The sequence below is a fragment of the Bacillus sp. Medicinal_06 genome (assembly GCF_056711665.1).
On record NZ_JBWYHD010000005.1, the window covers coordinates 284,980 to 310,810 of the forward strand.

Below are 25,831 nucleotides of genomic sequence, written 5' to 3' on the forward strand. Positions count from 1 at the left end.
AATTCTCATAGAGAGACTACCATTTACAAATAGCACGATAAAGCGAAGTTTCCAACAGTGGGGATTTTATGGGATAAAACAAAAAGCTCTAATATTCTTCATTCCATTGAGAGAATATTATAAACTCAAAAGGAATAAAAAATACTAGAACTTCCATATTCACTCACAGCAATATCACTTATATGGATTGACCTGGTAAATATACAGAGAATGTCGTCCCTTCTCCAACAACACTTGATATAGAAATTTTACCATCATGACCTTGCACAATGTTTTTAGCAATTGCAAGCCCTAAACCAGTCCCACCTGTTTTTCCACGTGTTCTTGCTTTATCAGCTTTATAGAAGCGGTCAAATAAGAACGGAATATCTTCCTCAGGGATACCTACACCTGAATCTTGCACTTCAAAAACAAGCCCATTATTTTTCGTATCAATAATAAGCTTAACTTGACCACCTGCGTTTGTATGCCTAATTGCATTGTCTATTAAGTTCGTTAATACCTGTTCCATACGATCCGGATCAAACGGATGCTCCTCAATCGGATTACGGAAATCAACGGTTAACTGCACTTCTTTATCTTGCGCAATTCCTTGGAACTTGCGACCAATTTTCTCAACAAACGGATGAATATCCACTTCAGATATATGTAGTTCTACATGACCACTCTCCATCCGAGCTAAATCTAAAAGTTCATTTACAAGGCGCCCTAAACGAACAGACTCATCATAAATAATTTGTACAAACTCATTTATTTCTTCTTTCGTTTGAACAACATCATCTAAGATGGCCTCACTATACCCTTGAAGCATAACCATCGGAGTACGCAATTCATGAGACACATTCGCAATAAAATCTTGACGCATTTTCTCAAGACGACGTTCTTCTGTCATATCTCGAAGGACTGCGACAGCACCACGAATCTTTGTTTGATTATATAGCGGAGTCATAAGGACAACGTAATTACCCTTTTGTAAATTAATTTCAATAACTTGTTGCTGCTCACTCTCTACTACAAGATGGAACAACTCAACAAGCTCAGGTGGTAAATTTCTACTTAATTCTAACTCTTTTTCTTCTTGCCAAACTTGTAAAAAGCGCTCCGCTGGTGGATTGATAACAACAACTTCACCTTCTTGATTCAGTGTTACAACACCATCTGCCATACTACTTAAAATACTAGAAAGTTGTTCTTTTTCTTGTTGCAGCGCATTAATATTAAACTTCAGTTGTTTTCCCATTTGATTTAATGCCGTTGCTAGCTCTCCTATTTCATCTTGCGAAACCATAGGTGCTTTCGTATCAAATTTTCCGCGCGCCACTTCAAAGGCTACTTCACGCATTTTACGAAGAGGAGCTGTAATTCGTGTCGATAAGAAAAACGCAAAGAAAGTTGTTAAAATAATTGCAATTCCCGCTGATAGAAAAATGAAATCAGTTGCTTTTTCCATACCTTGTTTTGGAACTTGCAATGATTGATATACAAACACCGCACTATGATTTGATGATTGGAGTGGTTTACCAACAATCATAATATCATTTTCAGAATTCTTATTCGTCTTGTCATCAGACACTTTTTTTATTTTTTCTTTATTTTCTTTTTTATCTATAAAAACAGCTGCTAAATCTTTATCCTTTTTCAGATCTTCTATTGTAAGATCTACCAGTCCTTCTTGTTTCGGTGAAGAAGAAACTTCATGATCCCCTTTCACAATAATAATTCGTGAGAGCGGATCAGCAAACTTATATGCAATATTCTCAATCGTTTCTTCGTCTGCACCTTCTTCAATTAATTCCGAAACACTTGTCGCTACTTTTGTAAGCCGAGTTTCACTCATTTCAATATAGTAATTATCAAAAAACTGTGAAAGCAAAATGGCAACAAAGCCAAGAACAAATGAAACAAGAAGCAATATTGTCATCCATAGCTTTCCTACTACACTTCTCCAAAGCATCAGTCGTTCACAACCTCAAACTTATAACCAACACCCCATACAGTTACAATCATCTTCGCTGCATCAGATGATTTTTTACTTAACTTTTCACGCAAACGCTTTACGTGTGTATCTACTGTACGCAAATCTCCAAAGAATTCATATTGCCACACCTCTTTTAGCAATTGTTCACGATCAAATACTTTATCAGGAGCCTTTGCTAAAAATAGTAATAATTCATATTCCTTGGGTGTTAAATTGACTTCATCACCATCAGCTGTAACGCGATGCGCATCGTTATCAATTGTTAAATGTGGGAATACAATAATATCTTTTGTTGTTGTATCTTGTGTAAAGAATGTTGTTGTTACAGAACGGCGTAATACTGCTTTTACACGAAGAACTACTTCACGTGGACTAAACGGCTTTACGATATAATCATCGGAGCCAACTTCAAATCCTTGCACCCTGTTTACTTCCTCACCTTTAGCTGTCAGCATAATAATTGGTGTTGCTTTTTTCTCACGAATGCCTTTACATACTTCAATTCCATCTTTTCCAGGCATCATGATATCTAATAAGATTAAATCATAGTCATTTTGCAATGCTTTTTCTAACGCTGTATCACCATTATCAGCCTCATCAATCGTATATTGTTCTCTTTCTAAATACATTTTTAATAAACGACGAATACGCTCTTCATCATCCACAATTAAAATTCTTGGTTCGTTTTCCATTGCTTCCCGCTGCCCATAAAAAATATGACAACGGTTCACACCTACCTTTCTACAATGTAATACTGTTTTTACTCTTATCTCATAATAGATAATTCTAAAATGTTAGTCTTCCATCTTAGACATTATACTTCACAAGAATAATAAAGTTTGTTCATTTCTTTTCCAAAAATATGTATTTTACTTGAACAGGACATTTAGGCCCCGACATCATTTTACAAAATCAACCTTTATTTTGCCATGTTTTTCTCAAAAAAGAAAAGAAATTGACAAAAATAAAATAGGAAAGTGACAAACACTTTCCTATTTTATCATGCTTAAATGAATTACATGCTATCTTATGCATATGAGTGTAAACCAGCAATGATTAAGTTCACGACTATAAAATTGAACATGATAATCGCAAACCCAATTACCGCCAGCCATGCCGACTTCTCACCATGCCATCCTTTAGATAATCGTAAATGTAAAAATGCAGCATAAAAGAGCCATGTAATAAGTGCCCATACTTCTTTTGGATCCCATCCCCAAAAACGCGTCCATGCAATTTGCGCCCAAATCATCGCAAAAATCAACGCTCCTAATGTAAAGACTGGGAATCCAATCGCAATAGAGCGATATCCAATTTCATCGAGTAAATCACTGTTAACATTTCTCACTACTGGCTGAAGGGCCGCAGATACCCTTTTTCGTAAGATTAATCTTAATACAATATAAAGTCCTGTTCCAATAAGCAATGACCAAATCACTGTATTTAATTTCTTTGCATTTATGATAGCAGGCATTTCTGCAATCGGTTCAAGTTTTTCAGTTGTTAGTAACTTCCCTTCATGGGGACCAACCAGTGCAGGAAGATTATATTTCATCTCTACTTTTTGTTCATTTTTATCCACCCATTGAAACTTCGCTTCATATTTCGTTGCCGAATAAACTGTTGTTACCGCTATGAATCCAACCGCACAAACGAGTGTAAAAACGACTGTTTCTAACCAAAATGTCCGTTTCGACCTTTTTGATTGATCTACATTTTTAAGCAAATACATAACTCCTGTAATAAAACTAATTGCTAAAATAGCTTGTCCAGCTGCTGCTGTTGTTACATGAATATGTAGCCAATTACTTTTCAATGATGGAATAAGCGGTGAAATTTCTCTTGGAAACATACTAGCATATGCAATTAATAATAGCGCTACTGGTAAAGCAAATAATCCAACTATGCTTACACGATACATAAAGTACATAACAATAAAAGCACCAACTAGCATCATACCGAAGAATGTACCAAACTCAAAGAAATTACTTACTGGCGCATGCCCGGAAGCTATCCACCTTGTTACAAAGTACACCGTTTGAGCGGCAAATCCTAAAATTGTTATGGTTATGCCTACATTCGCCCATTTCCGACCTTTTTCTTTAATTGCTCCTCCAAAGAACAGCGTTGCAATTAAATATAAGATGAAAGCGGTAAATAGGAAATTACTGCTTATTTGCGCCATATATTCTCCCCACCTTAACTAATTTTTTGATTATTTACTTTGTCGTATGGTTGTGGAATCGTTGTTCCTTCAAGTACTTTTTCAATATCTTTCCGCAAGCCAAACCAGTTTTTATTTGTATGACCAGCAATCCACCATTCATCTTTAACACGTTGTATCCAAATGCGACGATGATTCCAATACATACCTTGAATCACGCCAACCATGAAGATAAACCCTCCAATACCAAGAATCCACAGTGTCAAATCTTTTCTTACAATCAACCCCGTTGCATTTCGCATTTCTACTCCTGCAAAGGTCATTTTATATTGATTGTTCCCCTCAGGTTCTATGTTTTGTTGTATACCTACAAAGCTCACTTCTCCTTTTGGCGTCTCTGGTGTAAACATTTTAAAAACGAAAGCTGGGTTGTTCGGAATCTTTGTTTTTGTATTCGGCTGACCATTCTCATCAAAATAAAAATCAGGAAAATAACTTAATAATTTTATAGAATACCCATCTCCTAAATCATATGTTTCTTTTGGATTTTCTAGGTTAACTTTAATAGGTTCCCATTTTTGCTGATTATCTTTTTTCTGTAAGGAAAAAGACATACTACTAAATTCATTTTCTTTAAAATCTAATTGATATAGAGCAAACTGATCAAACTTAAGCGGTTCATTTACTCTAATTTCACTTTCCTTTACTTTCTCTAACTTTGGTTTTTGTCCCGCAACACTTTCCCCTACAGTTTTGTATAATACGGCATTCGTTTGATAGTTTTTTGCAATCATTTTATCGCCCACACGATCAATTGCATCATTAAATACTTGATTATCTTTACTTTTGTCATAAACTTCTTTTATAAATTTTTCATTTTTTAAATAATACTTTCCATCTGTTCCTGGTATCTCTTTCGTTTCACCATCACGTAACCATAGCGATTCATCCACATACATACTTGGAAGAAACCGTAGCATTGCTCCAAACAGAAAAATAATAAGACCGATATGATTTACATATGGACCCCAGCGAGAGAATCTGCCCTTTTCTGCTAAAATATTTTCACCATCAACTCTTACATTATAATTTTTTTTCTTTAAATTAGCTTGAATCTGTTCTAGATCCCCCTCTTTCGGAGAGCCGGTCCCGTACAACCGTTGTCTCTTTAAAAAACTTGGGTGTCTTTTTACCCCCTGCTTTTTTAAAGCTTTATAAAGCGGAATTACACGATCTAAACTACATATCACAAGTGATACACCAATTGAAGCAATTAAAATCATATACCACCATGAGCTATATAACTTATTAAAACCTAATTGATAATATAGTTGTCCTAGAAAACCATATTCCTGTTCATAATATTCACTCGGCGTGACACCTGGAGGTATGTACATTTCTTGCGGAAATATAGTACCAACTGCCGATGCTAATAGAGTGATAACAATAAGCCATACTCCTACTTTAACAGAAGAAAAGAAGCTCCAAATCTTATCCACGATCGTTTTCGTATGAGTAAGAGAACGCCGAGCACTTCCCTCATATCGCATATCTAGTAATCTCGTATCTTCCTTATTTTCAAAAGGTTTACCGCAAGCTTCACAAAAAATTGTACCAATTGGATTTACATGCCCACATTCACACTTTATCTGTTCCAATATTCTCACCGCCTCTTGTTTCTATTTATCATTGTATCCTGCAACCGCAAGTTACCGCAATACTCAGAATTTTCAATAGAGGTACTAAGACGAAGCAAAGCACCTTCACCTAGCAAACACATTGATTATCACATTATGTAAAGGCTTTCTTTATTAAGGAGTAATCTTCTTTAAATATCCCTCTATTTGATCCTTCGTTTGTGTACCCGTAATTTTTTCAATTACATTTCCGTCTTTATCAATTAAAAATGATGTTGGCAGTGGGCCCACGCCATATGTACCGATTATTTCTTGCCCTTTATCAATTGCAACAGGAAACTTTAATCCATATTGATTCACAAAATTTTTCACTGCAATATTCGTTTCATCTGCATCTAACGCAATGATTTCAACGCCTTTTTCTTTATATTTAGGATATAATTCATTCATATAAGGCATCTCTTTTTCACACGGCTTGCACCACGTTCCCCAAAAGTTTAAAAATACTCCTTTTCCCTTCAGGTCATCCAACTCAATTTTCTTTCCTTCTAGATCTGTAACAACAAAGTTAGGTGCTTTTTTCCCAATTTGCATTTTTTCCTTATCAACAAAAAAGCCTTGATAGAGTGTAAATCCTACTGCTACGCTTAAAATAAGCAAAATAACAATGCGAAATAGTAAGCGATTCTTATTCATACTCGCTCCCCTCTCTTCGATGAATTTGTATGTAAACAATTTCTGTAACTACTAACTTGTCCCTTACTTGGAGCATTTGTTTATTTTCATGTATATATCCATAATCACCCGCGGGAGATAACACTCCCCACGGATGAAAGTTTGACTTTACCACTTATCTTGGTTTTGTAGAAGCAAGCGCCCGTAGTTGTTTTACTTCATGAGGTGATAACTCTCTCGCATCACCAGGACGTAAGCTTCCTGCTTCTAGGAAAGCATAACGTTCACGTTTTAATTTCATTACTTTACAGCCAAGCGCTTCGAACATGCGGCGAACTTGACGGTTACGTCCTTCATGGATCGTTAATTGAACAATTGCCATCTCTTTACGTTTATCCCAAGAAAGAATTTTCACACGTGCAGGCGCTGTCTTTCCATCTTCTAATACAACACCTTTTTCTAACATTCGAATTTTCTCTCCTGTTAATGGTCCTTTTACTTTTGCAACATATGTTTTCTCAACTTTATATTTTGGATGCATTAATATGTTTGCAAAGTCACCATCGTTGGTCATAAGGAGTACGCCAGACGTATCATAGTCTAAACGACCAATTGGGAATAGACGCTGTGTGATTTCAGGGAAAAAGTCTGTAACAACTTTTCTTCCTTTGTCATCTGACACACTCGAAATAACACCAGTTGGTTTATATAGTAAGAAATACACAGGTTCTTCTTTTTCAAGAGGAATATTATTTACTTCTACTTTATCTTGAGGAGTTACCTTTGTTCCTAACTCAGTCACTACTTTACCGTTAACTTTCACTTTTCCTTGCTGAATAAGCTCTTCAGCTTTTCTTCTTGACGCAATTCCAGCTTGCGCAATCACTTTTTGTAATCGTTCCATTTCCTTAATTCACCTCAAATTTATCTTACCTTCATTAGAAAGACTTGGCAACCGCCTAAGGTTTAAAGCGATTTTCCTCGTCTATCATAAACAACATAGCTATAGTGCAAACTTTTAAAGGTCGAATGCTACTTTTATCCTTTATTATTGTTTACGTTCATACAGTTGTTCACAACAAAAGTTCATTATTTTGTCAAAAATACTCCACAAAAAAACCACTATTAAGCCTACTCTTAATAGCGGTCGTATACGTATTATAAGCGAATTGACGCAAAAAATGAATACCGATTACTGAAACAATAAAGAAACGAACACAATGGAACAAATAATCCCAATTAAATCTGCAAACAATCCTACCTTTAAGGCATCTCCCATTTTACGAATCCCAACAGCTCCGAAGTACACTGTTAAAATATAAAACGTTGTATCTGTACTTCCTTGCATCGTGGAAGCAAGCCTACCAATAAATGAATCCGGCCCATATGTAGCAATTAAATCTGTAGTAATACTTAATCCTGCAGAGCCAGAAATGGGACGTATAAGCGCAAGCGGCACAATTTCTGCCGGCACGTGAATCATATCTAACATTGGCTTCATGACGGAAATCATAGCATCTAGCGCCCCTGATGCCCTGAAAATAGAAATAGATACAAGCATCCCTACCATAAATGGTAAAATAGAAATAGCAATCTGGATTCCTTCTTTTCCGCCCTCTACAAATGATTCGTACGTTGGAACTTTTTTTATCGTCCCATACAATAGAATAAAACCAATAACACATGGAATCACCCATAATGAAATTGTATTAACAATACTCATTTTTTCCGCCCCTTTCTACTCCGTCTTCGGTAAAAATAGCGGTCAATCCAAATCGCTCCAATCATCGATAATACTTGTGCAATAAACGTAACACCAACAATTTCAGTCGGGTTCGCCGACTCATACGTCATCCGAATTGAAATTACAGTAGTCGGTATCAATGTAATTGCAGATGTATTTAAAGCCAAAAATGTCACCATAGAACGACTTGCCGAATCCTTTCCCCCATTCAGTTCCTTAAGCTGTTCCATGGCTTTAATACCAAGTGGCGTCGCTGCATTTCCTAATCCAAAAAAATTTGCCATCATATTTGATAAAATAAACCCCATCGAAGGATGGTCTTTTGGTACTTCTGGAAACAACCTTTTCACGACCGGCATAAAAAATGAGACTAATTTCTTTAATAAACCTGCCTCTTCAGCAATTTTCATTAAACCTAGCCAAAAGACTAAAACACTAATCAGCCCAATACAAATTGTTACTGCATCTTTCGATCCTTCAAAAACTGCTTTATTCACTTCCTCCATCGTTCCGTTCACCATCGCATATACAATCCCAATGATCGCCATCGCCACCCATACGAGGTTAACCATCTGTTCTAACACCTAACATATGAGAAAAAATCTCTCTCACATCATTCCAATATACTCCAGTTGTGGCAACTAGCTTTCGTTTGCTATAAAATAAATTGCGCTCGCCTACTTTCTCGTTACCTACATAAATACTTGTTTTCCCTATTTTTTCTCCATCTTTTAACTTTACATTTTTATCAAGTTCAACTTTTAATAAAACTTCATTTTTCTCATCAACTGTTAAAGGTACAGAAAAATCATTTTTGGTATAAACGTGATTTGTATACTTCTTTTCTTTCAGTCCAGAGAGCGCTCCTTGCTCTAGAACTTTCGTTAACTCATATTGTTTAAATCCCTGATCAAACAAATACATATGGTCGTCCCAATCATTAGATGCATTAAGCGTCACTACAATTAAATCTAATCCATCTTTCGAAGCTGTTGTAACAAGTGTACGCCCAGCTTTTTTTGTAAACCCCGTCTTTCCTCCTGTCGCAAATTCATAATAAGATGTTACAAGTTTATGCTTGTTTTTCCACGGGTAATCCCATGCTTTCGATTGATATGTTTTTGTTCCAAAAATTTTCCGAAACGTTTCATTCCCCATTGCATAGCGTGTCAAAAGTGCCATATCGTATGCAGACGAATAGTGCGTACCATCCCCATCTAAACCATGTGGATTTGAAAAATGTGTATCTTCCATTCCGATTTGTTTCGCTTTTTCATTCATCAAATACACAAATCCTTCCATGCTTCCTCCCACATTTTCAGCAATTGCTTGGGCTGCATCATTACCTGAACGAAGCATTAAACCATAAACTAAATCTTCTAGCGGCACTTTGTTTCCAGGTTTTAAATAAATTGCCGAACCCTCTACTCGAACAGCTTTATCGCTAATAGGTACAGCTTCTTTCATTCTTCCTGATTCAGCAGCAAGTAAGGCGGTCATAATTTTCGTGATACTAGCAATCTTCTGTGGTTCATGTTCTAATTTTCCATATAAAATTCGACCCGAATGTTCTTCCATCAATACGGCATTATGGGCGCTTACATCATTCATTTGTGCATATGTATGAATCGGTATAATACTTGCACACATTACAATAAGTGCAATTACAATCCAAGTTCGTCTCATATTCCCCCACCACGTCCTTTTGGCACTTTTTGTACAAGTGTATGCTTGGCCCTATAAAATATGAACGAAACATTCTATTCTATACCAGCAAAAAAGACGCACAAATATGCGTCTAGTACGGTGTCCACTCAAGCTGCTTCGCACTTTCAAATCTTTTTTCCACATCTGGCCAATTTACAACATTCCACCAATTTTTAATGTACTCATCTTTTCGATTTTGGTACTGCAAGTAATATGCATGTTCCCATACATCAAGCACAAGTAACGGTATCGTATCCCACTGTGTGAATAATTGATGAAGGGTACTCTGTAAAATCTCTAATCTTCCCGAACGAGGTACCCACACAAGAATCGCCCATCCAGATCCTTCTACCTTCGATGCAGCTTCTGTAAAATGCTTTTGAAAACGTAAAAAGCTTCCAAAATCTTTCTCAATTTGTCGAGATAATGCACCTCTTGGACTTCCGCCCCCATCTTTTTTCATGTTATTCCAAAATATCGTGTGTAAATAATGGCCTGAACCGTGAAAAGCCGCTTCCCTTTCCCAATGCTTTATTAAATCAAATTTGTTTGTTTTCCTTGCTTCTTCCATCATTTTTTCTGCTTTATTCAGTCCTTCTACATAACTACGATGATGCTTATCATGATGCAGCATCATAATTTCTCGAGAAATATATGGTTCTAGAGCATTGTATGGATAGGGTAACGGCGGGAGCGTGTGACCTCCAATCGGAACAGATCGTTCCGTATACGCTCTTTCGTACAATTCATATTGTTCATTTTCGTACATAAATACTTCTTGTAAATGATTTTGAATGTGCTCCACATCTTCACTTATCTCATACAGTAATTCAGCATCTGTTTCATATTCATTTTCTTTCATACGGTCTAATAGTATTTGGATTTTATAGGCAAGCATATGAACGTCATACACTTCAGTTGCACGACTATCTAGTACGTGAAGAACACTTTCACACCAATTTTCTACTTCATGAAAGTAATCTGTAAATACACTTTGCTGGTTCATACAACGCGACACCTCCTTGATGCTATCCACTTTAACTATATTCAGTTCCCGCATTGTATATACCGTACAAAACAGCAAAAGAATCCTTCACTCTTTCTTTCCTTCTGTTCTCACATCGCATGGGATTAAAAAAGGATCTGACCGCTTCTATCCACGGCCGGATCCTCTCTCCCATCTATAGGTTTCTTTCAATCTTATTTTAATACTTGTGTAACATCTTCGTTTGATAGTCCGTTTCATAATATTCCAATTCCTCACGCATTGTTTGAAACTTACCTTCTAATTCTTGCATTACTTTTTCAATTGAGTAAGGTGGTACTTGCTGAAAAGCAATGGAATTTTTTCCTGTATATGCTGAGCGACTATTTTCATACCATTGATCACTCTTTGGTGAAAAGAATTCAGCAATTACTTGATGGTAGATTTTATATAATGTTTTCTCAGCAGCCGCTTTTCGAAATGGTTGACTACTTAATAAAACAAGGCACGCATCCAATCCTTCTTCACAAAATACAAGTAATCGTCTTAACGCCGATAACAAACCTTCATAATAATGCTTATTACCTTCTGGTGACTCTTCTAATAAAGAAGGTAATGTATGATAATTTACAAAATCAGTCATTAAAGTAATAACCTCTTCTAAAAATCCCGAAATTTGATGCGTTTGATTTTCAACCATTGAATTAGACATACCCTTTTCTCTCCTTTGCCATTTTACGCTATTTCTACTTTTTTATTTTTATGTAACTCAGCCATTATGTTTTGTACTTTTACCACTGTCTTATCATCAAAATATTTTTGAAAATCTTCTATTCCATTAATATACACACGCTTTTGCCCACGAAGTTCTTTATTTTTAACAAAACAAGCTAGAGCAACGATATCACGTAAATATATGTCTTGTTCTTCTATTTTAAAAACTGGATTTCCTTCAAACGGAGTAATTTCTTGCAAAATTTCTTCAAAATAACGGACATATAATACAGAAAATGTTTTTTCTTGTTCATTCAACATATAAGTTACTTCAGATCGATTAAAGAAATCTTCTGACGTATTAGGTTGTGCTTTTTCTAGCTCATAGCCTGCGTAACCTATTATAACCATCCTCTTTACCTCTCTTCCTTATTTTGTTTTATTTTAACTCATTTTTCTGAATAAACAAAATTTTAATTCTTCATTAATTCTTATTAAAATATATATGATATTTCCATATTTATATAAAAAATAGATTTTATATCCTGCAATTTACCTTTTTATTTTTCATGAAGTTTGTCATAATAAGAATATTGTCTCAGTTTTCTTATGCAAGGAGAGTTGTATTTATGTCGTTTTCGTGGAAACGTTTCTTACAAATCGGAAAAATTATTTTCCCATTTGTTGTCTTGACAATTGTATTCTTTCAAGCTCGAAAAGAATTATCTGGTATTTCATTTCGAGAAGCAATTGAAACAATTAAAAACATTCCAACTGGAGGAGTCTTTTTAGCTATTACGCTCGGTGCATTTGCTGTTTCAACAATGTTCTTTTATGACTTTGTTATGCTCCGCTATTTAAAAGCAGATGTACCTATTCAAAAGATTTTCCGGGTTTCATGGACTGCAAACACGTTAAATGGATTTCTCGGCTTTGGTGGCCTTGTTGGAGCGGGCGTACGAACAATGTTATATCGGCCTCACATAAAAGAGAATGGTAAACTTATCAAAAGTATCGCTTGGATGACAACCGCCTTTATTAACGGATTAGCCCTTCTCTCGTTCCTCGGTCTTATCGGAATACTAGATACACGTTTTATTCTGCATGAAAAACCTTGGCTATGGCCTGTACTCGTCTTCTTTGCTCTTTTTGTACCGATATATATCGGGTTTTCTAAACTTAAAAATCGAAAACAAAAAAACGTAGACGGACAAGAGGAAGAGAAAAACCCAACTGTTTTATACTCCATTGTTTCTTTAGTGGAATGGCTATCTGCCGGTATCGTCATGTATGTTATTTTAATATTATTTGGAATTGAGATCGATTTCCGGAAGTTTTTAGGAGTTTATGTCATTGCGGCTTTAGCTGGCGTTGTTAGTCTTGTACCAGGTGGTCTTGGTTCATTTGATCTTGTCTTTTTGACTGGTTTAGGACAATACGGTATTGATACAGGCGTATTACTGCCCGCTATGTTACTATACCGCCTTGTATACTATATTTTACCGTTTTGCCTCGGTTTAATTTTTGCAGCTTTTGAAATGACAGGAGCTGCACTGAAAAAGATTGAAGATAAACCATTTATCGCACCTGCTTTAGAAACAACAGGTGTCATTTGGACATTGCAACGTGATTTTTTAGGGAAATTAGGATCATGGGCATCCGCTGCATTAACCGTTTTTGCTGGCTTAATGGTTATCTTATCAACCATTTTACCAACAAGCATAAACCGTGCTCACGCGTTACATATTTTAGCTCCAAAACATCTCATTCAATTTTCTTTTAGCTTATCTTTAACCTTTGGTATCCTTCTTCTAATTCTATCACGAGGGATTTATTACGGAACGAAACGCTCCTACTATATGACGATTGTTTCTTTAATTGGAGCAGCAATCTTTAACACATTAAAAGGAATTGATATTGAAGAGACTTTTATTTTATTAATTGTACTGGCAGTATTATATATGCTCCGTAAAAGATTTGTGCGTGAGAAAATGGAAGTATCACTCTCTGATGTAGTCAAAGTATTTATATTTTTATTACTAACATTATATTTGTACAAAAACCTAGGTATTTTATTTGCTGGAGCAAAGGAAGCTTTTAAACCTGATTTTGTTGTTCGTAATATTACACAAGTAAAACGTAGCGCACTTGCAGCAGCTTTCTTTGTCCCAACCTTTTTACTTATCGGTTCCCTTATTGCAAATCGCTACCGTAGTGTATTTCCTGGGCAACCAGCAAACGATAAACGTTTGCAAAACTTCTTAGATGAATATGGCGGAAATGTACTAAGCCATTTAGGTTTTTTAGGAGATAAACAATTTTTCTTCAGTAGCGACGGAAAAGCACTTCTTTTATTTTCAACAACAGGAAAACGTCTTGTTATACTCGGTGATCCAATTGGCGATCCGTCTTCTTTCCGCACGGTACTACAAGAATTTCTAGCTGAAGCAGATCGCTTTGGATACATTTGTGTTTTCTATCAAATTGAAAGTAAATGGATGAGCTTATATCATGATTTTGGCTATAACTTCTTTAAACTTGGTGAAGAGGCTGTTGTTGATTTAAATACCTTTACTATATCAGGTAAAAAACGTGCTGGATTACGTGCAACTCTTAACCGCTTTGAGCGTGAAGGTTATACATTTTCCATTCATCAACCACCATTTTCAGACGAGTTATATGAGGAATTAAAAAAAGTTTCAGATGCTTGGCTTGGAGGAAAAAAAGAAAAAAGTTTTTCTCTTGGATACTTTGATCGTGACTATATAAATCGTGCCCCTATTGCAACTTTATCTGATGCTGAAGGAAAAATCATCGCATTTACAACCTTTATGCCTGTTTACCAAGCTGGTGAACTTTCTGTTGATTTAATGCGCTATTACCCTGATGCACCTGGTGGAATTATGGATGCGATTTTCATCCATTTATTCCAATGGGCAAAAGAAAACGATTATCATTCTTTCAATATCGGTATGGCTCCGCTCTCTAATGTTGGTCTATCTACACAATCTTTCTGGTCCGAGCGCGTCGCAGCAGCAATTTTCAATAACGTTCGTTATACGTATAGTTTTAGCGGTTTACGGCACTTTAAAGAAAAATATAAGCCTACGTGGAGCGGCAAATATTTAGCATTCCGCAAAAATCATTCCTTACCAATTACAATGCTTGCTGTAACAAAATTAATAGGAAAACGAAAAAGTAGCTAGTATCACTAGCTGCTTTTTCGTTTCTGAACTTGGAGGATAAACTCTTTTTCATACTTTTTTCCGTTTATATAAAATGTACCCCATATTTTATATATTCCTTCTTCTGGGAAAGTAATACGATACTGTAGTTGCTCTTCTTCATTTACAGGGACTGCATATAAAAAATGTTCTCGTTTTTCATCGACTATATAAAGCGCCCCCTGTTCCCCAGTATTCGAGCCGAATTTCACCCTTGCTCCTTTTTTCATTTGCAATTGAAATGTAAGTGTAGCTGCTTCATTTGGGTGTAACGCTCCAAATAAAAGCGACATTTGGTAATCGCCAATTTTTTTTGTAAGCACTGTGTCTTCTATTAAATTCTTTTGTTTCTTCTCTTTTTCCTCTTCCCCAAAATTTTTCTTAGAAAAGGACTGTTCTGTTTTACCATGATCCTCATATAAGAAAACCGTATAAGCTTTACCTTTCGTTCCTTTTGAAGCTAGCTTATAAGACCCATTTCCAGCAAATGCAGGGTTGATTTGCTGAATTTCCTTTAACTGCTCGTCCACAATAATCGCTCTAATACGATCGTTCACTCCACGAATCTCATTTTTATTTTTATTAAACAGTTGAAATGTAATATCTATTTTTTCATTTCCTATTCTATTTTTCATCTCCCATTTTACTTCTCGAATGTCCCCTGCTGTTTCTGTTGTTCCTTTAAACTTTTGCATGTAGAATCCACCAGCTACAATAAGTAGTAAAGCAACTATTCCAATGACAAGATTTTTCAAATCATCACCTGCTATACTTTTTATAAGTCGTGAAACAATTCATACAACTATGCCTGTAAATAGAATATTGTTACAAAATTCATTCTATTTTTCCTATAAAAATCCTCTATAAAATAAAGGAAAGTTTCCACTTAAAGAAAGAATAACCATAAATCGGGAAACGAATAACGAATTACTGAAAACAGTGTATCTTGTATATACTACAAACAAGAAAAAGATTTTAATTGGCAGGATTCCTAGTGTATAATGCAGATGATGTTAATTTATATCTATACATAATAAGGAGGATTTTTATGAGCGTTCATATTGAAGCAAAACAAGGTGAAATTGCTGAATCTATTTTACTACCTGGCGATCCACTACGTGCAAAATATATTGCAGAAACATTTTTAGAGGATGTAACTTGCTATAATAACGTACGTGGCATGTTAGGATTCACTGGAACTTATAAAGGAAAACGTGTCTCTGTTCAAGGGACAGGTATGGGGGTTCCGTCCATCTCTATTTATGTAAACGAATTAATCCAAAGCTATGGAGTGAAAAATTTAATTCGCGTAGGTACATGTGGAGCGATTCAAAAAGATGTAAAAGTGCGTGACGTAATTATTGCAATGACTGCTTGTACAGACTCTAACATGAACCGTTTAACATTCCCTGGATTTGACTTTGCACCAGCAGCAAACTTTGATCTTTTAAAGAAAGCGTATGACGCTGGAACAGAAAAAGGATTACACGTTCGAGTTGGTAATGTTTTAACAGCTGATGTGTTCTATCGTGAAAGTATGGATATGGTGAAAAAACTTGGTGAATACGGTGTATTAGCTGTAGAAATGGAAACAACTGCACTTTATACATTAGCAGCGAAATACGGTGTAAATGCATTATCTGTATTAACAGTAAGTGACCACATTTTCACTGGAGAAGAAACAACATCTGAAGAGCGTCAAACTACGTTCAACGAAATGATTGAAATCGCTTTAGATGCTGCGATCCAACAATAATGCACAAAAGAACTTGTCATACGTCTGGCGAGTTCTTTTTTTCTTATCCTATTCTAAATTAACTATCTAGCTTATATGACTTTTTATAAAAAACCGCTCCATATAGAGACAGATTTTTAGTCCCTACTGTCTTTTATCATTTGTTATAATAAAGAAAATATTTATGCGAGCACTCTGTTGTGAGGTGAAGAAGTGAAAAAAAGAAGTATTGTCTTTAAACTATTTTTATTAACATCAACATTATTTACGGTGACCTTCCTCCTTTTTTTCGTAGGACAATCGTTGTTTTTAGAAAAATTTTATATTAATAAGAAGGTTCAAACCGTTCAAACTGCTTTTGAAAAGTTTTTATCAAGTTATGAAAAAAGTGATAAAACATTTGAGGAAATAAGAAAACTCAAACAAGAATTTCATGAAAAAACAAACGCTGACGTTGTTTTATTAGATCCATATGGAATTATAAAAGATGAAAATAATTACTATATTGAAATTGTAGATGAATCAAATAAAACATATTCAATTCCACTCAACAACATTTTAACAAACGATGAATACACGAAATTTATGAACCTACAGTTAAAGGTGAATGATGTCCTCCTCATAGAAGGTATTTTAAAGAAAAACGTGATTATTCCTGTTACACTAACAAATCGCTATAATTCATGGCAAAATGATAATATCATTTCTGACTTTAAATTATTTGATATCGATTGGGGCGCTTTAAAAAGAAACAGGTATACAAAAGACGCAAAACTTGGCATTCATAAATTTCAAGGTACTGTATCTAAAATACACCTACCATCAAAAAATGACATTCGCCTTGCGAATAACTTGGAAACTTTACAAGGCGTTCAACATTGGGAACTGTCTGTTATACTCGGTAAAACAAATTCAAACAAATTGACTACTTATACAATAGGTGGGGACGATGAAGTCAAAAGTCAAATTTTTGTGCAGCCAGTTATTGAAAAAGGAGAGATTAAAGAATTTGCTTTCGCAATGACCTCCTTACAGCCTGTTAATGAAGCAATGCTCGTTTTAAAAGATTATTACGTTTATGCTTTAATTATCGTATTTCTTGTTATTATTTTGTTATCCTTTTATTATTCAAAAATCATTGTTAAACCGCTTATTAAAATGAATCGTGTTACAAAAAAAATGGCTAATTTTGATTTCACTGAAAAATTACCAGTTTCAGCAGATGATGAGATTGGCGGTTTATCTAGTAGCATTAATACATTATCAGTAAACTTAAAAGATCGGATAGATCGATTAAATGTTGCAAATACAAAATTACAACAAGATATCGAACGAGAACGCCAATTAGAAAAAACGAGAAAGGAATTTATTTCTGGCGTATCCCATGAATTAAAAACACCGCTGAGTGTGATTAGAAGCTTTGCAGAGGGGATTAAAGATGGTGTCAGCAAAGATACTACTTACTATACAGATGTTATTTTAGAGGAAACCGAAAACATGAATCGACTCATCGTCGAAATGTTAGAATTAGCAAAACTAGAATCTGGCACGTATAAACTAGAAATGAATTCTTTTTCAATCGGTGAACTTGTTCAACAAGTGTATACGAAGCTATTATTTAGTATGGAAGAAAAACAATTACAAGTAGAAATCGATGCAAATCCTTCTATATATGTTAAGGCAAATCGCAACCGCATTGAGCAAGTTGTTGTAAATTTACTCAGCAACGCAATTCGCTATACACCTGACGGCAAAGCGATTCGTATTCGCGTCATCGAAAATGAACAAAAGGTAAAAGTAGAAATTGAGAACACTGGTAATCCAATTCCAGACGAAAGTTTGCAAAAAATATGGGATCGCTTCTATCGTCTAGACGCTTCCCGTAGCCGTCATACTGGTGGAACTGGACTTGGTCTATCTATTGTAAAAAACATTTTAGAACTTCATCATGCCGAATATGGTGTTTATAATACAGATAATAGTGTCGTCTTTTATTTCGATTTACAAAAAGTAAAAGAAGTCAAATAATTTGTCTTAATTTCACGAGGAGTTCACATGAAATTCACACTCTCCCTTTATAGTAATAGACAAGTTAATCCTTTCCTTTACACATACAAAAGAGGAGAGTGCGTGAAATGAAACAAGCAGGACAACCTATTCAAAACGAAAAACAATTAGAAAAAATCAAAAATATACTTTTACAATCTTCGAAACGTGATGGCTTACTATTCGTATTAGCTGTAAATTCTGGTCTAAAAGTAAGTGAGATTTTACAATTAAAAGTCGGTGATGTTATCGATGAAAATGAAAATGTTCGTCACTCCATTTTATTTTACAATGAAAAAGTAAAAAAACATAAATGGTTTGCTGTAAACGAAGACTTACAGCATGCAATCGAAGATTATATGAGAGAACGTAAAACGTGGAAACGAAATGAACCTTTATTGAAATCGCAAAAAGGAACAAAATCCATTACAAGACAGCATGCATGGTATATTTTAAACAAAGCTGCAAAAGAAGTTGGTTTAGAAGGGATTAGCTCACATACACTTCGCAAAACTTGGGGATATTGTGCATACAAATCTGGTGTTGACATTGCATTTTTACAACACTTCTTTGACCATAGCACCCCATCAAAAACTTTAAAGTATATCGGTATTGCATAAAAGAATATACATTCTTATACATAAAAAAGGTTACCAACTTTAAACTTGGTAACCTTTTTTATATTTCATATTCTTGTTTCTCCTATTTTGTAGTGGTACTCTAGTAATAAGGGGGAGAAATTATGAACACATTCACAATTGAATTACCAAAAGAAACTGCAGAAAAACTTGGATTGTTAAAACAAGCCTATCAAAAGAAAACAGGTACTACAATTTCAGAAAGCACACTCGTTCAATCTCTTATCTCAAGAGAGTTTATTCAAGAAATAACTCCATTTGATCTACAACAATATGTAATTGAAAAAGAACAGCGTTAGTAGCTGTTCTTTTTCAATTTCTTCCCTTGCTGCGTACATAATCCATTATATATCCTCCTAACTTTCCCACTTTTTACCTAGACTCTTATTTTTATTTACGTATGCAAATTGAACTGCCCCTACCTATCTTCCTTGTTTCTCTCTGAATCTTAAGCTGAGGTCTTAGTACCCATTAATGCAGGATAAAATATTTTTTTATTTTATTTCTGAAAAACTATTGACAATGATAATGATAACCATTATCATTTATTATGAAGCCAACAATTGATGAATCAACCAAACGCTCAGTAACATTGTTACCCCTCTTTTTCATATAGAAAAACACTGTACATTCCCCCTGTTTGTACAGTGTTTTTCTTTTTATTTTATTACTGTCTGTAAAAACTTAATTGGTGTGGGCTAATAATCAATGAAGAATCCCCTACTGATTTAAAGTTTCACTTTATATTTATTCAAATAAATTGAGCTGTTCCGGCTTTGGTTCTCCATATGTAATATTCATCATTTGCATAAGTTGCTTGGCATTATCCGCAGCATCTCCACCTGAATTATTGTTAAATAAAACATATATGTTCTTCGTCTTCTTCTGCAATCTCCCTAATCGTTCCACCCATTCTTCAAGCTCTATTTTGTTATAGCGATATAAACAACGAACTGCTCGCCAATTTTCTCCTTTATCAAGCCACCCATGAATATTGCGCCCATGAAATCGAATCAGTGCCGTTTCTGAATGCGTTGCTTCTAATACTAGTGGAACAGAACCAATTCCAGCTTGTGGTTCATCACAAATCGTATGAATCCACTCTTCCTGTTCTAAAAATTGTAATGTTTTATCATGCATATTAGGATGAAACCACGTTTGATTTCGGAATTCTATGGCACATGGTAATCCTTCCATTTTTTCTTTTGTATAACGAAGTAAGTCTACATTTTTCTTTTGACAATCAAACCAAGGTGGATATTGAAATAATATCGTCTTTAATTTATGTGCTTCTTGCAGGGGAACAATCGATTGTTTAAATGTTTCAAACATCTCATCGACATTTGAAAATGGAATCTCTCCTTGCATATGTCCCGTCATCCCTTGATACGCTTTAACAACAAACGAAAAATCTTTTGGCGTTTCCCCAGCCCATTTCATATAATTTCGAACTGGTTGCATAGCATAAAACGAACTATCGACTTCAACAATAGGAAAATACTCACTATATGTTCGCAACTTATTTCTATTTTCATATGAATCTGTATATAAAGAATCGTGATCTCCCCATCCTGTTAATCCAATAGAAATCACTCTTACCCCTCCTTATCCTATTTCTATTAATCAGCACACACCTAATTAAAGATAACAAACGCTTGAGCCTACGGAACAAAGTTTCAATTTTCTTCAAGAGCATCTTTATAAAATATGATATACTAGATGGAAGAATTTTTAAATTGAGGAGTTATTTATGATTCAAGAGGATACTACTTTATCTCATGAAAAGCAAATAAAAGAATTAGAAAAAAAAGTACAGTTTTATGAGCAGTTGGTGAATCAATTACCACATCATTTTACATATGAAAACTCACAACTAGGTTTACAATTACATAAAAAAGGGAATTCTCATTCCATTACTCACATACCAAAAGAAGATATAGAATCAAACTTTGTACTAAATTGTGATTCCTTATTTCTATTTGAACAACTTGAAAAGCACTTTGTCCATATTTTTGATGCATTTTCGCACCATGTCACTTTCATTGACAATAAAGGTATCATTACATTATGCAATCAATCTGCAGCAGATGATTTTGGCGTAGTACGCAATGATATAATAGGTAAACCCATCCAACAATTATTAAACTTACCAGAAGAAAAAATTAAAGCTTTAGAAACATTACGAAGCGGACAAGAAATTTACAACGAAGAAGTATTAGACGTGAACTACGGTATTTGTAACAATCGCATTATTTGTGATTATAATGGAGATATTTTCCGTGTGATTAGCGTCTTTCATTATTTAAATACCGAGCGCGATGCTGAAAAACTCGCATTAGCTGGTCGAATTGCAGCTGGAATTGCACATGAAGTTCGTAATCCACTTACAACAGTACGCGGTTATTTGCAATTTTTACAAGAAGGTGTCTCACCTTCTAATAAAGAACTTTTTCAAAATTTGCTCATTCCTGAATTAGATCGTGCAAATAGTATCATCACTAAATTTTTATCTATTTCCAAAGCACACGAATTTAAAAGAGAGCCCTTTCCCATCAATACTTTTTTACGTGAATATATCCAACAACTACTAGCTAGTGAAGTATTTTTGCATAACATTTCTATTGAATATAATTTATCCTCCGATTTAGAAGACATATTAGTGAATATTGATCGACATGAGCTCGTTCAAGTTTTCCTAAACTTATTTCAAAATGCTGTGGATGCAAAAAGTGATAAACCTTTTTCCATTCGAATCGCTAGTCATCGCTTAGATAATTTTGCTCGCATTACTTTCCAAGATAACGGAACCGGTATCCCTCCAGCGATTCAAGAATATATCTTTGATCCATTCTTCTCTACAAAAGATGCAGGAACTGGACTCGGATTATCCGTAACAAAAAAAATCATTCAAAATCACAATGGAACTTTAAAAGTTTCTAGTAATGAAAATGGCACAACTTTTATCATCTCAATTCCGTTAACAAAAAAAATACCGAGCTTATAGTTTTTTCCTAAAAGTAAAGAGAAACTTCCATCAGTGGGGATGAAGCCCCACTGATATAATTAAGTGAATACATTCAAAATATACGATTCATTAACTTCCAGCACAGGACCCAAGTTCTTCACTATTTTGTCCCCTAACCAACATGTGTTATAATTCCCTTTCCTCTTTCATAGGAAATACTATAAAACTTCATTAGGGCTCACTGTCTCTTCAACTCTTTCATTTATCCCGCACTAACGGGCAGTAATACTCCCACCTCAAAATTCGGTGGGAGCAAAGTCCAGCTCTAGCGGCTAGAATCTCCGGTCGTTTCGCCCCCTCGGACGAGGCAAAAAGCGCCTCTCTGTCGGGGGCTCCAACGTCCTGCGATTCTGAGTGAGCCGCTTCCGCTTTTCTAAAGAAGTTAGGTGGGAGATAAACTGCCCGTAAAGGCCCGATTGGTGAGGGCTAATAATCAGTGGGGGATGAGGAAAACCCCCACTGATTAAGGTTTCACTTTATTTCAACATATCAATATAACCACTCTAGCTGTAAGCACACGCTTAAACAATGTCTCTTCCTCTATTCCAAATTCAGTATACACAGTAAGAAATAACTAGCGACTATCCATTCTATATATATTCATTTTGTTTTTCCGACATATAAGTCATGGCTATGAAAATAAAAAGAGATTCCTACTCGTTTTCTCCTTTTGGTTTCATACGGCATGAGGCTACCGCTTCTATGCATGGACAGATACTCTCTCCTACCTAAAAGGAAAGGTTTTATCTCGTTTTTTCAATCTGTCTATATGTGAAATACTTAATCTCCTTCTTTACTTTTCTTTACTTCAAATTTACTCTAGCTTAATGCTTATTTTGTATGATAGATAATGAAGACAATGATATGAAAGAGGGATGAAAATGAAAGTCTTATTGCCAATTCGCTTTTGGATCGCCCTTATGTCATGCATCATTTTATGTTCAGGACTCTTTTTAACTTTAGAATACACTTCTACATCAAAAGCAGCAGAGAACAGTAGTATAGCACCATATAAACTGCTATATGCAACACCAAATACAGTACCCCAATTATCTTCATCTCAAGAAAAAAGAGTTATCAAAGGGATGATGATTACAGAAGCTTCTTCTCATCATGATCTGGACCGGATTGCAAAAAAGATTAAAGAACAATATAAAAACCAGAAAATCGATGAAATCATATTATCTATTCACAATAAAAATACTGGACGATATGAAGAGGACCTACCTTATGAGCCACTCAGTAAAGGAACAATTTCGATTATTTACAATTCACAATCTCATTCCAAGGCAACCGTTCGTCTCAATGAATAATACTACACCTGTTGAAAAAACTTTCAGTTCATAAAAAATCGAGGCCACTGAAAAACGTATGTTTTTCAGTGGCCTCATAATCATTCGCCGCTTTTTATTTTTACAAAAATGGAATCCACTCTTTCACTTTATCAATCCACTCTTTTTGTTGTTCTCTTCTCAGTTTTTCTTCTTCTTGACGCTTTTTCTCTTCTTCTTTTCTTCTTTTTTCTTCTTCAATTGTCTTTAATTGTTTTGAATAGTCAGCCTCTGAGATTAGTGACAACTGAAATGCTTTTTGAGCGGAATTTCCGGCAGCCTTTTTCATAATATCTCGAAACATTGTCGTTGTAATTTGACTACCACCTGAAACATAATGTTCACTATCGGTTTTATCATATCCGACCCAAATTGCGCCAACAAGATCCGGAGTATAGCCAACAAACCATGAGTCTTTCGCTCCACTGCTTGGACCATCTACAAGCTGAGTAGTTCCTGTTTTACCAGCAGTATCAATATTTTTCACCTTTGCTTTTTCGCCCGTTCCTTTTTCAACAACGCCTTTTAATAAATACGTCATTTTTTGAGCAACCTTCTCACTCGTTACACGGGTTTCTTTTTTATACCATTTCCCTACAATTTCTCCCTCAGCATTCTGTATTTCACGAATTGCATGTCCTTCAATTTGTACTCCATCATTTGCCAATGTTGCATAAGCCTGAGCCATTACAAATGGAGAAGTTCCATTATGCATTCCTCCTAGAGCAATAGGGAGAGTGCGGTCTTCCTCCTGCAAGGGAATACCGAAACGCTCTAATGACTTCAAACCTTTTTCTAATCCAATTTGTTCTAACAGCCAAACAGCTGAGACATTATAAGACCTTGCAACTGCTTCATACATGGTAACATCTCCATGAAAAGTATGGTCACTATTTTGAGGGGTATAATCCTTTATATTAAGTGGTTCATCTTTTAAAACATCATACACTTCGTAACCTTGCTCTAATGCGGGTACATAAACTGCAAGAGGTTTTAATGTTGAACCTGGTTGTCTTTTTAACTGCGTCGCATGATTAAATTGTAGAAATTGATACGTCCCCCTCCCGCCGACAAGTGCGGGTACACCACCCGTTTTCGGATCCATCAACACAATTCCTGTTTGCATAAGCTGATCTGCATTACCACCTTGGAAATATTTATCATTATTCACAACATCTTCTACCGCTTGTTGCTTTTGAGGATCAAGTTCTGTATAAATACGATATCCGCCGGCTAAAATTTCATTTTGTGTCAATTCATATTTCTCCATTGCCTCTCGGACAATATAATCAACATACTGTGGATATTTTCCTTTGTATTTATCATCAACACCTCGGCGTAATGCAAGGCCTGTTTCTTTTTCTTTCTTGTATTGATTTTCTGTAATATATCCTTGTTCTTTCATTAATGCTAAAACAACATTACGCCTTTCAATGGATTTATTAAAATTTTTATATGGTGAATAGGTTGATGGAGCCTTAATTAATCCTGCTATCGTCGCAGCTTCTGCTATTGTTAAATCCTTTACTTCTTTATCGAAATATGATTTAGCCGCTTTTTTTACACCCCAAGCTCCTTCACCAAAATAAATTTGATTCATATACATTTCAATAATTTCATCTTTGGTATACGTACGTTCTATTTTTTTTGTAAGAAAATACTCTTTAAATTTGCGTGAGAATGTCCGTTCTTGCGTTAAAAATACATTTTTGGCAAGCTGTTGTGTAATTGTACTCCCACCAGCCACCACTTCCCCAGCCGTAATATTCTTTAATATTGCACTCATAATCCCGCTATAGTATATACCATGGTGATTAAAAAATTTCTTATCCTCTACTGCTACAATCGCTTGAACCATAATATCAGGAATATCTTTTCTTTTAACTCCTTCCGCCTTGGAAGAAGATAGCTTTGCTGCCACTTCTTTATTTGCATCATAAATAAGTGTTGGCTGCGGAACAGCCTGTTTTAATGCGGATATGTCTTGAATGGAGATTATTATATTTACTACAATAAATAGAGCAACGAAAAAACCACCAAAAACGTATAATGTATTGCGCAGTTTCTTCCTCCTGTTGAACCACTCAAGCATTTTCTTGAAATGAGTGTTGTTCAATTTCATTTATTCACTTCCTTCATTTGTTTACACTTTCGTTAGAAAAAGGAAGAAACTCCCTCCTTTTAAATTTATTATAATAACGTAGTAGTTCGCCAAGTGTAAAGTATTT

Annotated in this window: 22 protein-coding genes; 7 read left to right on the plus strand and 15 right to left on the minus strand. The window is 35.1% G+C overall.

Translation table 11 applies throughout. The features are described from left to right. Positions 1–178: 178 nt before the first annotated feature. The 12 genes from AC1M36_RS14400 to AC1M36_RS14455 form a co-directional block, all read right to left on the minus strand. Positions 179–1,954, minus strand: coding sequence for an ATP-binding protein (locus AC1M36_RS14400; protein WP_336451748.1), 1,776 nt, complete (start codon positions 1,952–1,954; stop codon positions 179–181). Further along, positions 1,954–2,670, minus strand: a complete 717-nt coding sequence (gene resD / locus AC1M36_RS14405) for a DNA-binding response regulator ResD (RefSeq protein WP_336451747.1) — start codon at positions 2,668–2,670, stop codon at positions 1,954–1,956. The genes AC1M36_RS14400 and resD overlap by 1 nt, the downstream gene beginning before the upstream one ends. Positions 2,671–3,005: 335 nt before the next feature. Continuing rightward, a complete protein-coding gene (ccsB, locus tag AC1M36_RS14410) occupies positions 3,006–4,163 on the minus strand; it encodes a c-type cytochrome biogenesis protein CcsB (RefSeq protein WP_336451746.1) in 1,158 nt (385 codons plus the stop codon). 14 nt (positions 4,164–4,177) lie between these two features. Further along, complete coding sequence (locus tag AC1M36_RS14415; protein WP_336451977.1) at positions 4,178–5,803, minus strand: cytochrome c biogenesis ResB family protein; 1,626 nt, start codon at positions 5,801–5,803, stop codon at positions 4,178–4,180. 150 nt (positions 5,804–5,953) lie between these two features. Continuing rightward, on the minus strand, positions 5,954–6,475 hold the full coding sequence (resA, locus tag AC1M36_RS14420) for a thiol-disulfide oxidoreductase ResA (RefSeq protein ID WP_336451745.1): 522 nt from the start codon (positions 6,473–6,475) through the stop codon (positions 5,954–5,956). Positions 6,476–6,629: 154 nt separating this feature from the next. Further along, a complete protein-coding gene (gene rluB, locus AC1M36_RS14425; protein ID WP_336451744.1) occupies positions 6,630–7,358 on the minus strand; it encodes a 23S rRNA pseudouridine(2605) synthase RluB in 729 nt (242 codons plus the stop codon). 288 nt (positions 7,359–7,646) lie between these two features. Beyond that, entirely contained in the window at positions 7,647–8,177 is a 531-nt protein-coding gene (gene spmB, locus AC1M36_RS14430) for a spore maturation protein SpmB (RefSeq protein ID WP_033796016.1), read from the minus strand. Further along, positions 8,174–8,770, minus strand: coding sequence for a nucleoside recognition domain-containing protein (gene spmA / locus AC1M36_RS14435; protein ID WP_207992703.1), 597 nt, complete (start codon positions 8,768–8,770; stop codon positions 8,174–8,176). The genes spmB and spmA overlap by 4 nt, the downstream gene beginning before the upstream one ends. Then, positions 8,763–9,884 carry a D-alanyl-D-alanine carboxypeptidase family protein gene (locus AC1M36_RS14440; RefSeq protein ID WP_336451743.1) on the minus strand — a complete coding sequence of 374 codons (1,122 nt, stop codon included), beginning with the start codon at positions 9,882–9,884 and terminating at the stop codon, positions 8,763–8,765. The genes spmA and AC1M36_RS14440 overlap by 8 nt, the downstream gene beginning before the upstream one ends. Positions 9,885–9,996: 112 nt before the next feature. Next, positions 9,997–10,911, minus strand: a complete 915-nt coding sequence (locus AC1M36_RS14445; protein ID WP_336451742.1) for a superoxide dismutase — start codon at positions 10,909–10,911, stop codon at positions 9,997–9,999. Between the two features lie 199 nt (positions 10,912–11,110). Then, on the minus strand, positions 11,111–11,602 hold the full coding sequence (locus AC1M36_RS14450; protein WP_336451741.1) for a YpuI family protein: 492 nt from the start codon (positions 11,600–11,602) through the stop codon (positions 11,111–11,113). Between the two features lie 23 nt (positions 11,603–11,625). After that, complete coding sequence (locus AC1M36_RS14455) at positions 11,626–12,015, minus strand: hypothetical protein (RefSeq protein WP_336451740.1); 390 nt, start codon at positions 12,013–12,015, stop codon at positions 11,626–11,628. A gap of 218 nt (positions 12,016–12,233) precedes the next feature. On the opposite strand from AC1M36_RS14455, the gene mprF reads away from it, so the two are divergent. After that, the gene (gene mprF, locus AC1M36_RS14460; protein ID WP_479845980.1) at positions 12,234–14,810 is read left to right on the plus strand and encodes a bifunctional lysylphosphatidylglycerol flippase/synthetase MprF; all 2,577 of its coding nucleotides are present in this window, start codon (positions 12,234–12,236) and stop codon (positions 14,808–14,810) included. Positions 14,811–14,815: 5 nt separating this feature from the next. Here mprF and AC1M36_RS14465 read toward each other — a convergent pair whose 3' ends face one another. Beyond that, positions 14,816–15,598 (minus strand): hypothetical protein, encoded by a 783-nt coding sequence (locus AC1M36_RS14465; protein WP_336451976.1) that lies wholly within the window; start codon positions 15,596–15,598, stop codon positions 14,816–14,818. Between the two features lie 278 nt (positions 15,599–15,876). On the opposite strand from AC1M36_RS14465, the gene deoD reads away from it, so the two are divergent. The 4 genes from deoD to AC1M36_RS14485 all read left to right on the plus strand — a co-directional run bounded on the left by deoD (position 15,877) and on the right by AC1M36_RS14485 (position 19,546). After that, positions 15,877–16,584 (plus strand): purine-nucleoside phosphorylase, encoded by a 708-nt coding sequence (deoD, locus tag AC1M36_RS14470; protein WP_000110708.1) that lies wholly within the window; start codon positions 15,877–15,879, stop codon positions 16,582–16,584. Between the two features lie 192 nt (positions 16,585–16,776). Next, positions 16,777–18,591: a sensor histidine kinase gene (locus tag AC1M36_RS14475; RefSeq protein ID WP_336451738.1), complete on the plus strand. Its 1,815-nt coding sequence runs from the start codon at positions 16,777–16,779 to the stop codon at positions 18,589–18,591. A gap of 107 nt (positions 18,592–18,698) precedes the next feature. Continuing rightward, the gene (locus AC1M36_RS14480) at positions 18,699–19,229 is read left to right on the plus strand and encodes a tyrosine-type recombinase/integrase (protein WP_018764243.1); all 531 of its coding nucleotides are present in this window, start codon (positions 18,699–18,701) and stop codon (positions 19,227–19,229) included. A 122-nt stretch (positions 19,230–19,351) separates the two neighbouring features. Next, positions 19,352–19,546 (plus strand): DUF3924 family protein, encoded by a 195-nt coding sequence (locus AC1M36_RS14485; protein ID WP_336451737.1) that lies wholly within the window; start codon positions 19,352–19,354, stop codon positions 19,544–19,546. Between the two features lie 448 nt (positions 19,547–19,994). Here AC1M36_RS14485 and AC1M36_RS14490 read toward each other — a convergent pair whose 3' ends face one another. Then, positions 19,995–20,840 carry a DUF72 domain-containing protein gene (locus AC1M36_RS14490; RefSeq protein WP_336451736.1) on the minus strand — a complete coding sequence of 282 codons (846 nt, stop codon included), beginning with the start codon at positions 20,838–20,840 and terminating at the stop codon, positions 19,995–19,997. Positions 20,841–20,997: 157 nt separating this feature from the next. Here AC1M36_RS14490 and AC1M36_RS14495 point away from each other — a divergent pair, with 157 nt between their 5' ends. Continuing rightward, positions 20,998–22,251 carry an ATP-binding protein gene (locus AC1M36_RS14495; protein WP_479845981.1) on the plus strand — a complete coding sequence of 418 codons (1,254 nt, stop codon included), beginning with the start codon at positions 20,998–21,000 and terminating at the stop codon, positions 22,249–22,251. 902 nt (positions 22,252–23,153) lie between these two features. Next, positions 23,154–23,585 carry a hypothetical protein gene (locus tag AC1M36_RS14500; protein ID WP_336451734.1) on the plus strand — a complete coding sequence of 144 codons (432 nt, stop codon included), beginning with the start codon at positions 23,154–23,156 and terminating at the stop codon, positions 23,583–23,585. A 100-nt stretch (positions 23,586–23,685) separates the two neighbouring features. On the opposite strand, the gene AC1M36_RS14505 is transcribed toward AC1M36_RS14500, so the two are convergent. Next, a complete protein-coding gene (locus AC1M36_RS14505) occupies positions 23,686–25,725 on the minus strand; it encodes a transglycosylase domain-containing protein (protein ID WP_336451733.1) in 2,040 nt (679 codons plus the stop codon). Positions 25,726–25,831 lie beyond the last annotated feature (106 nt).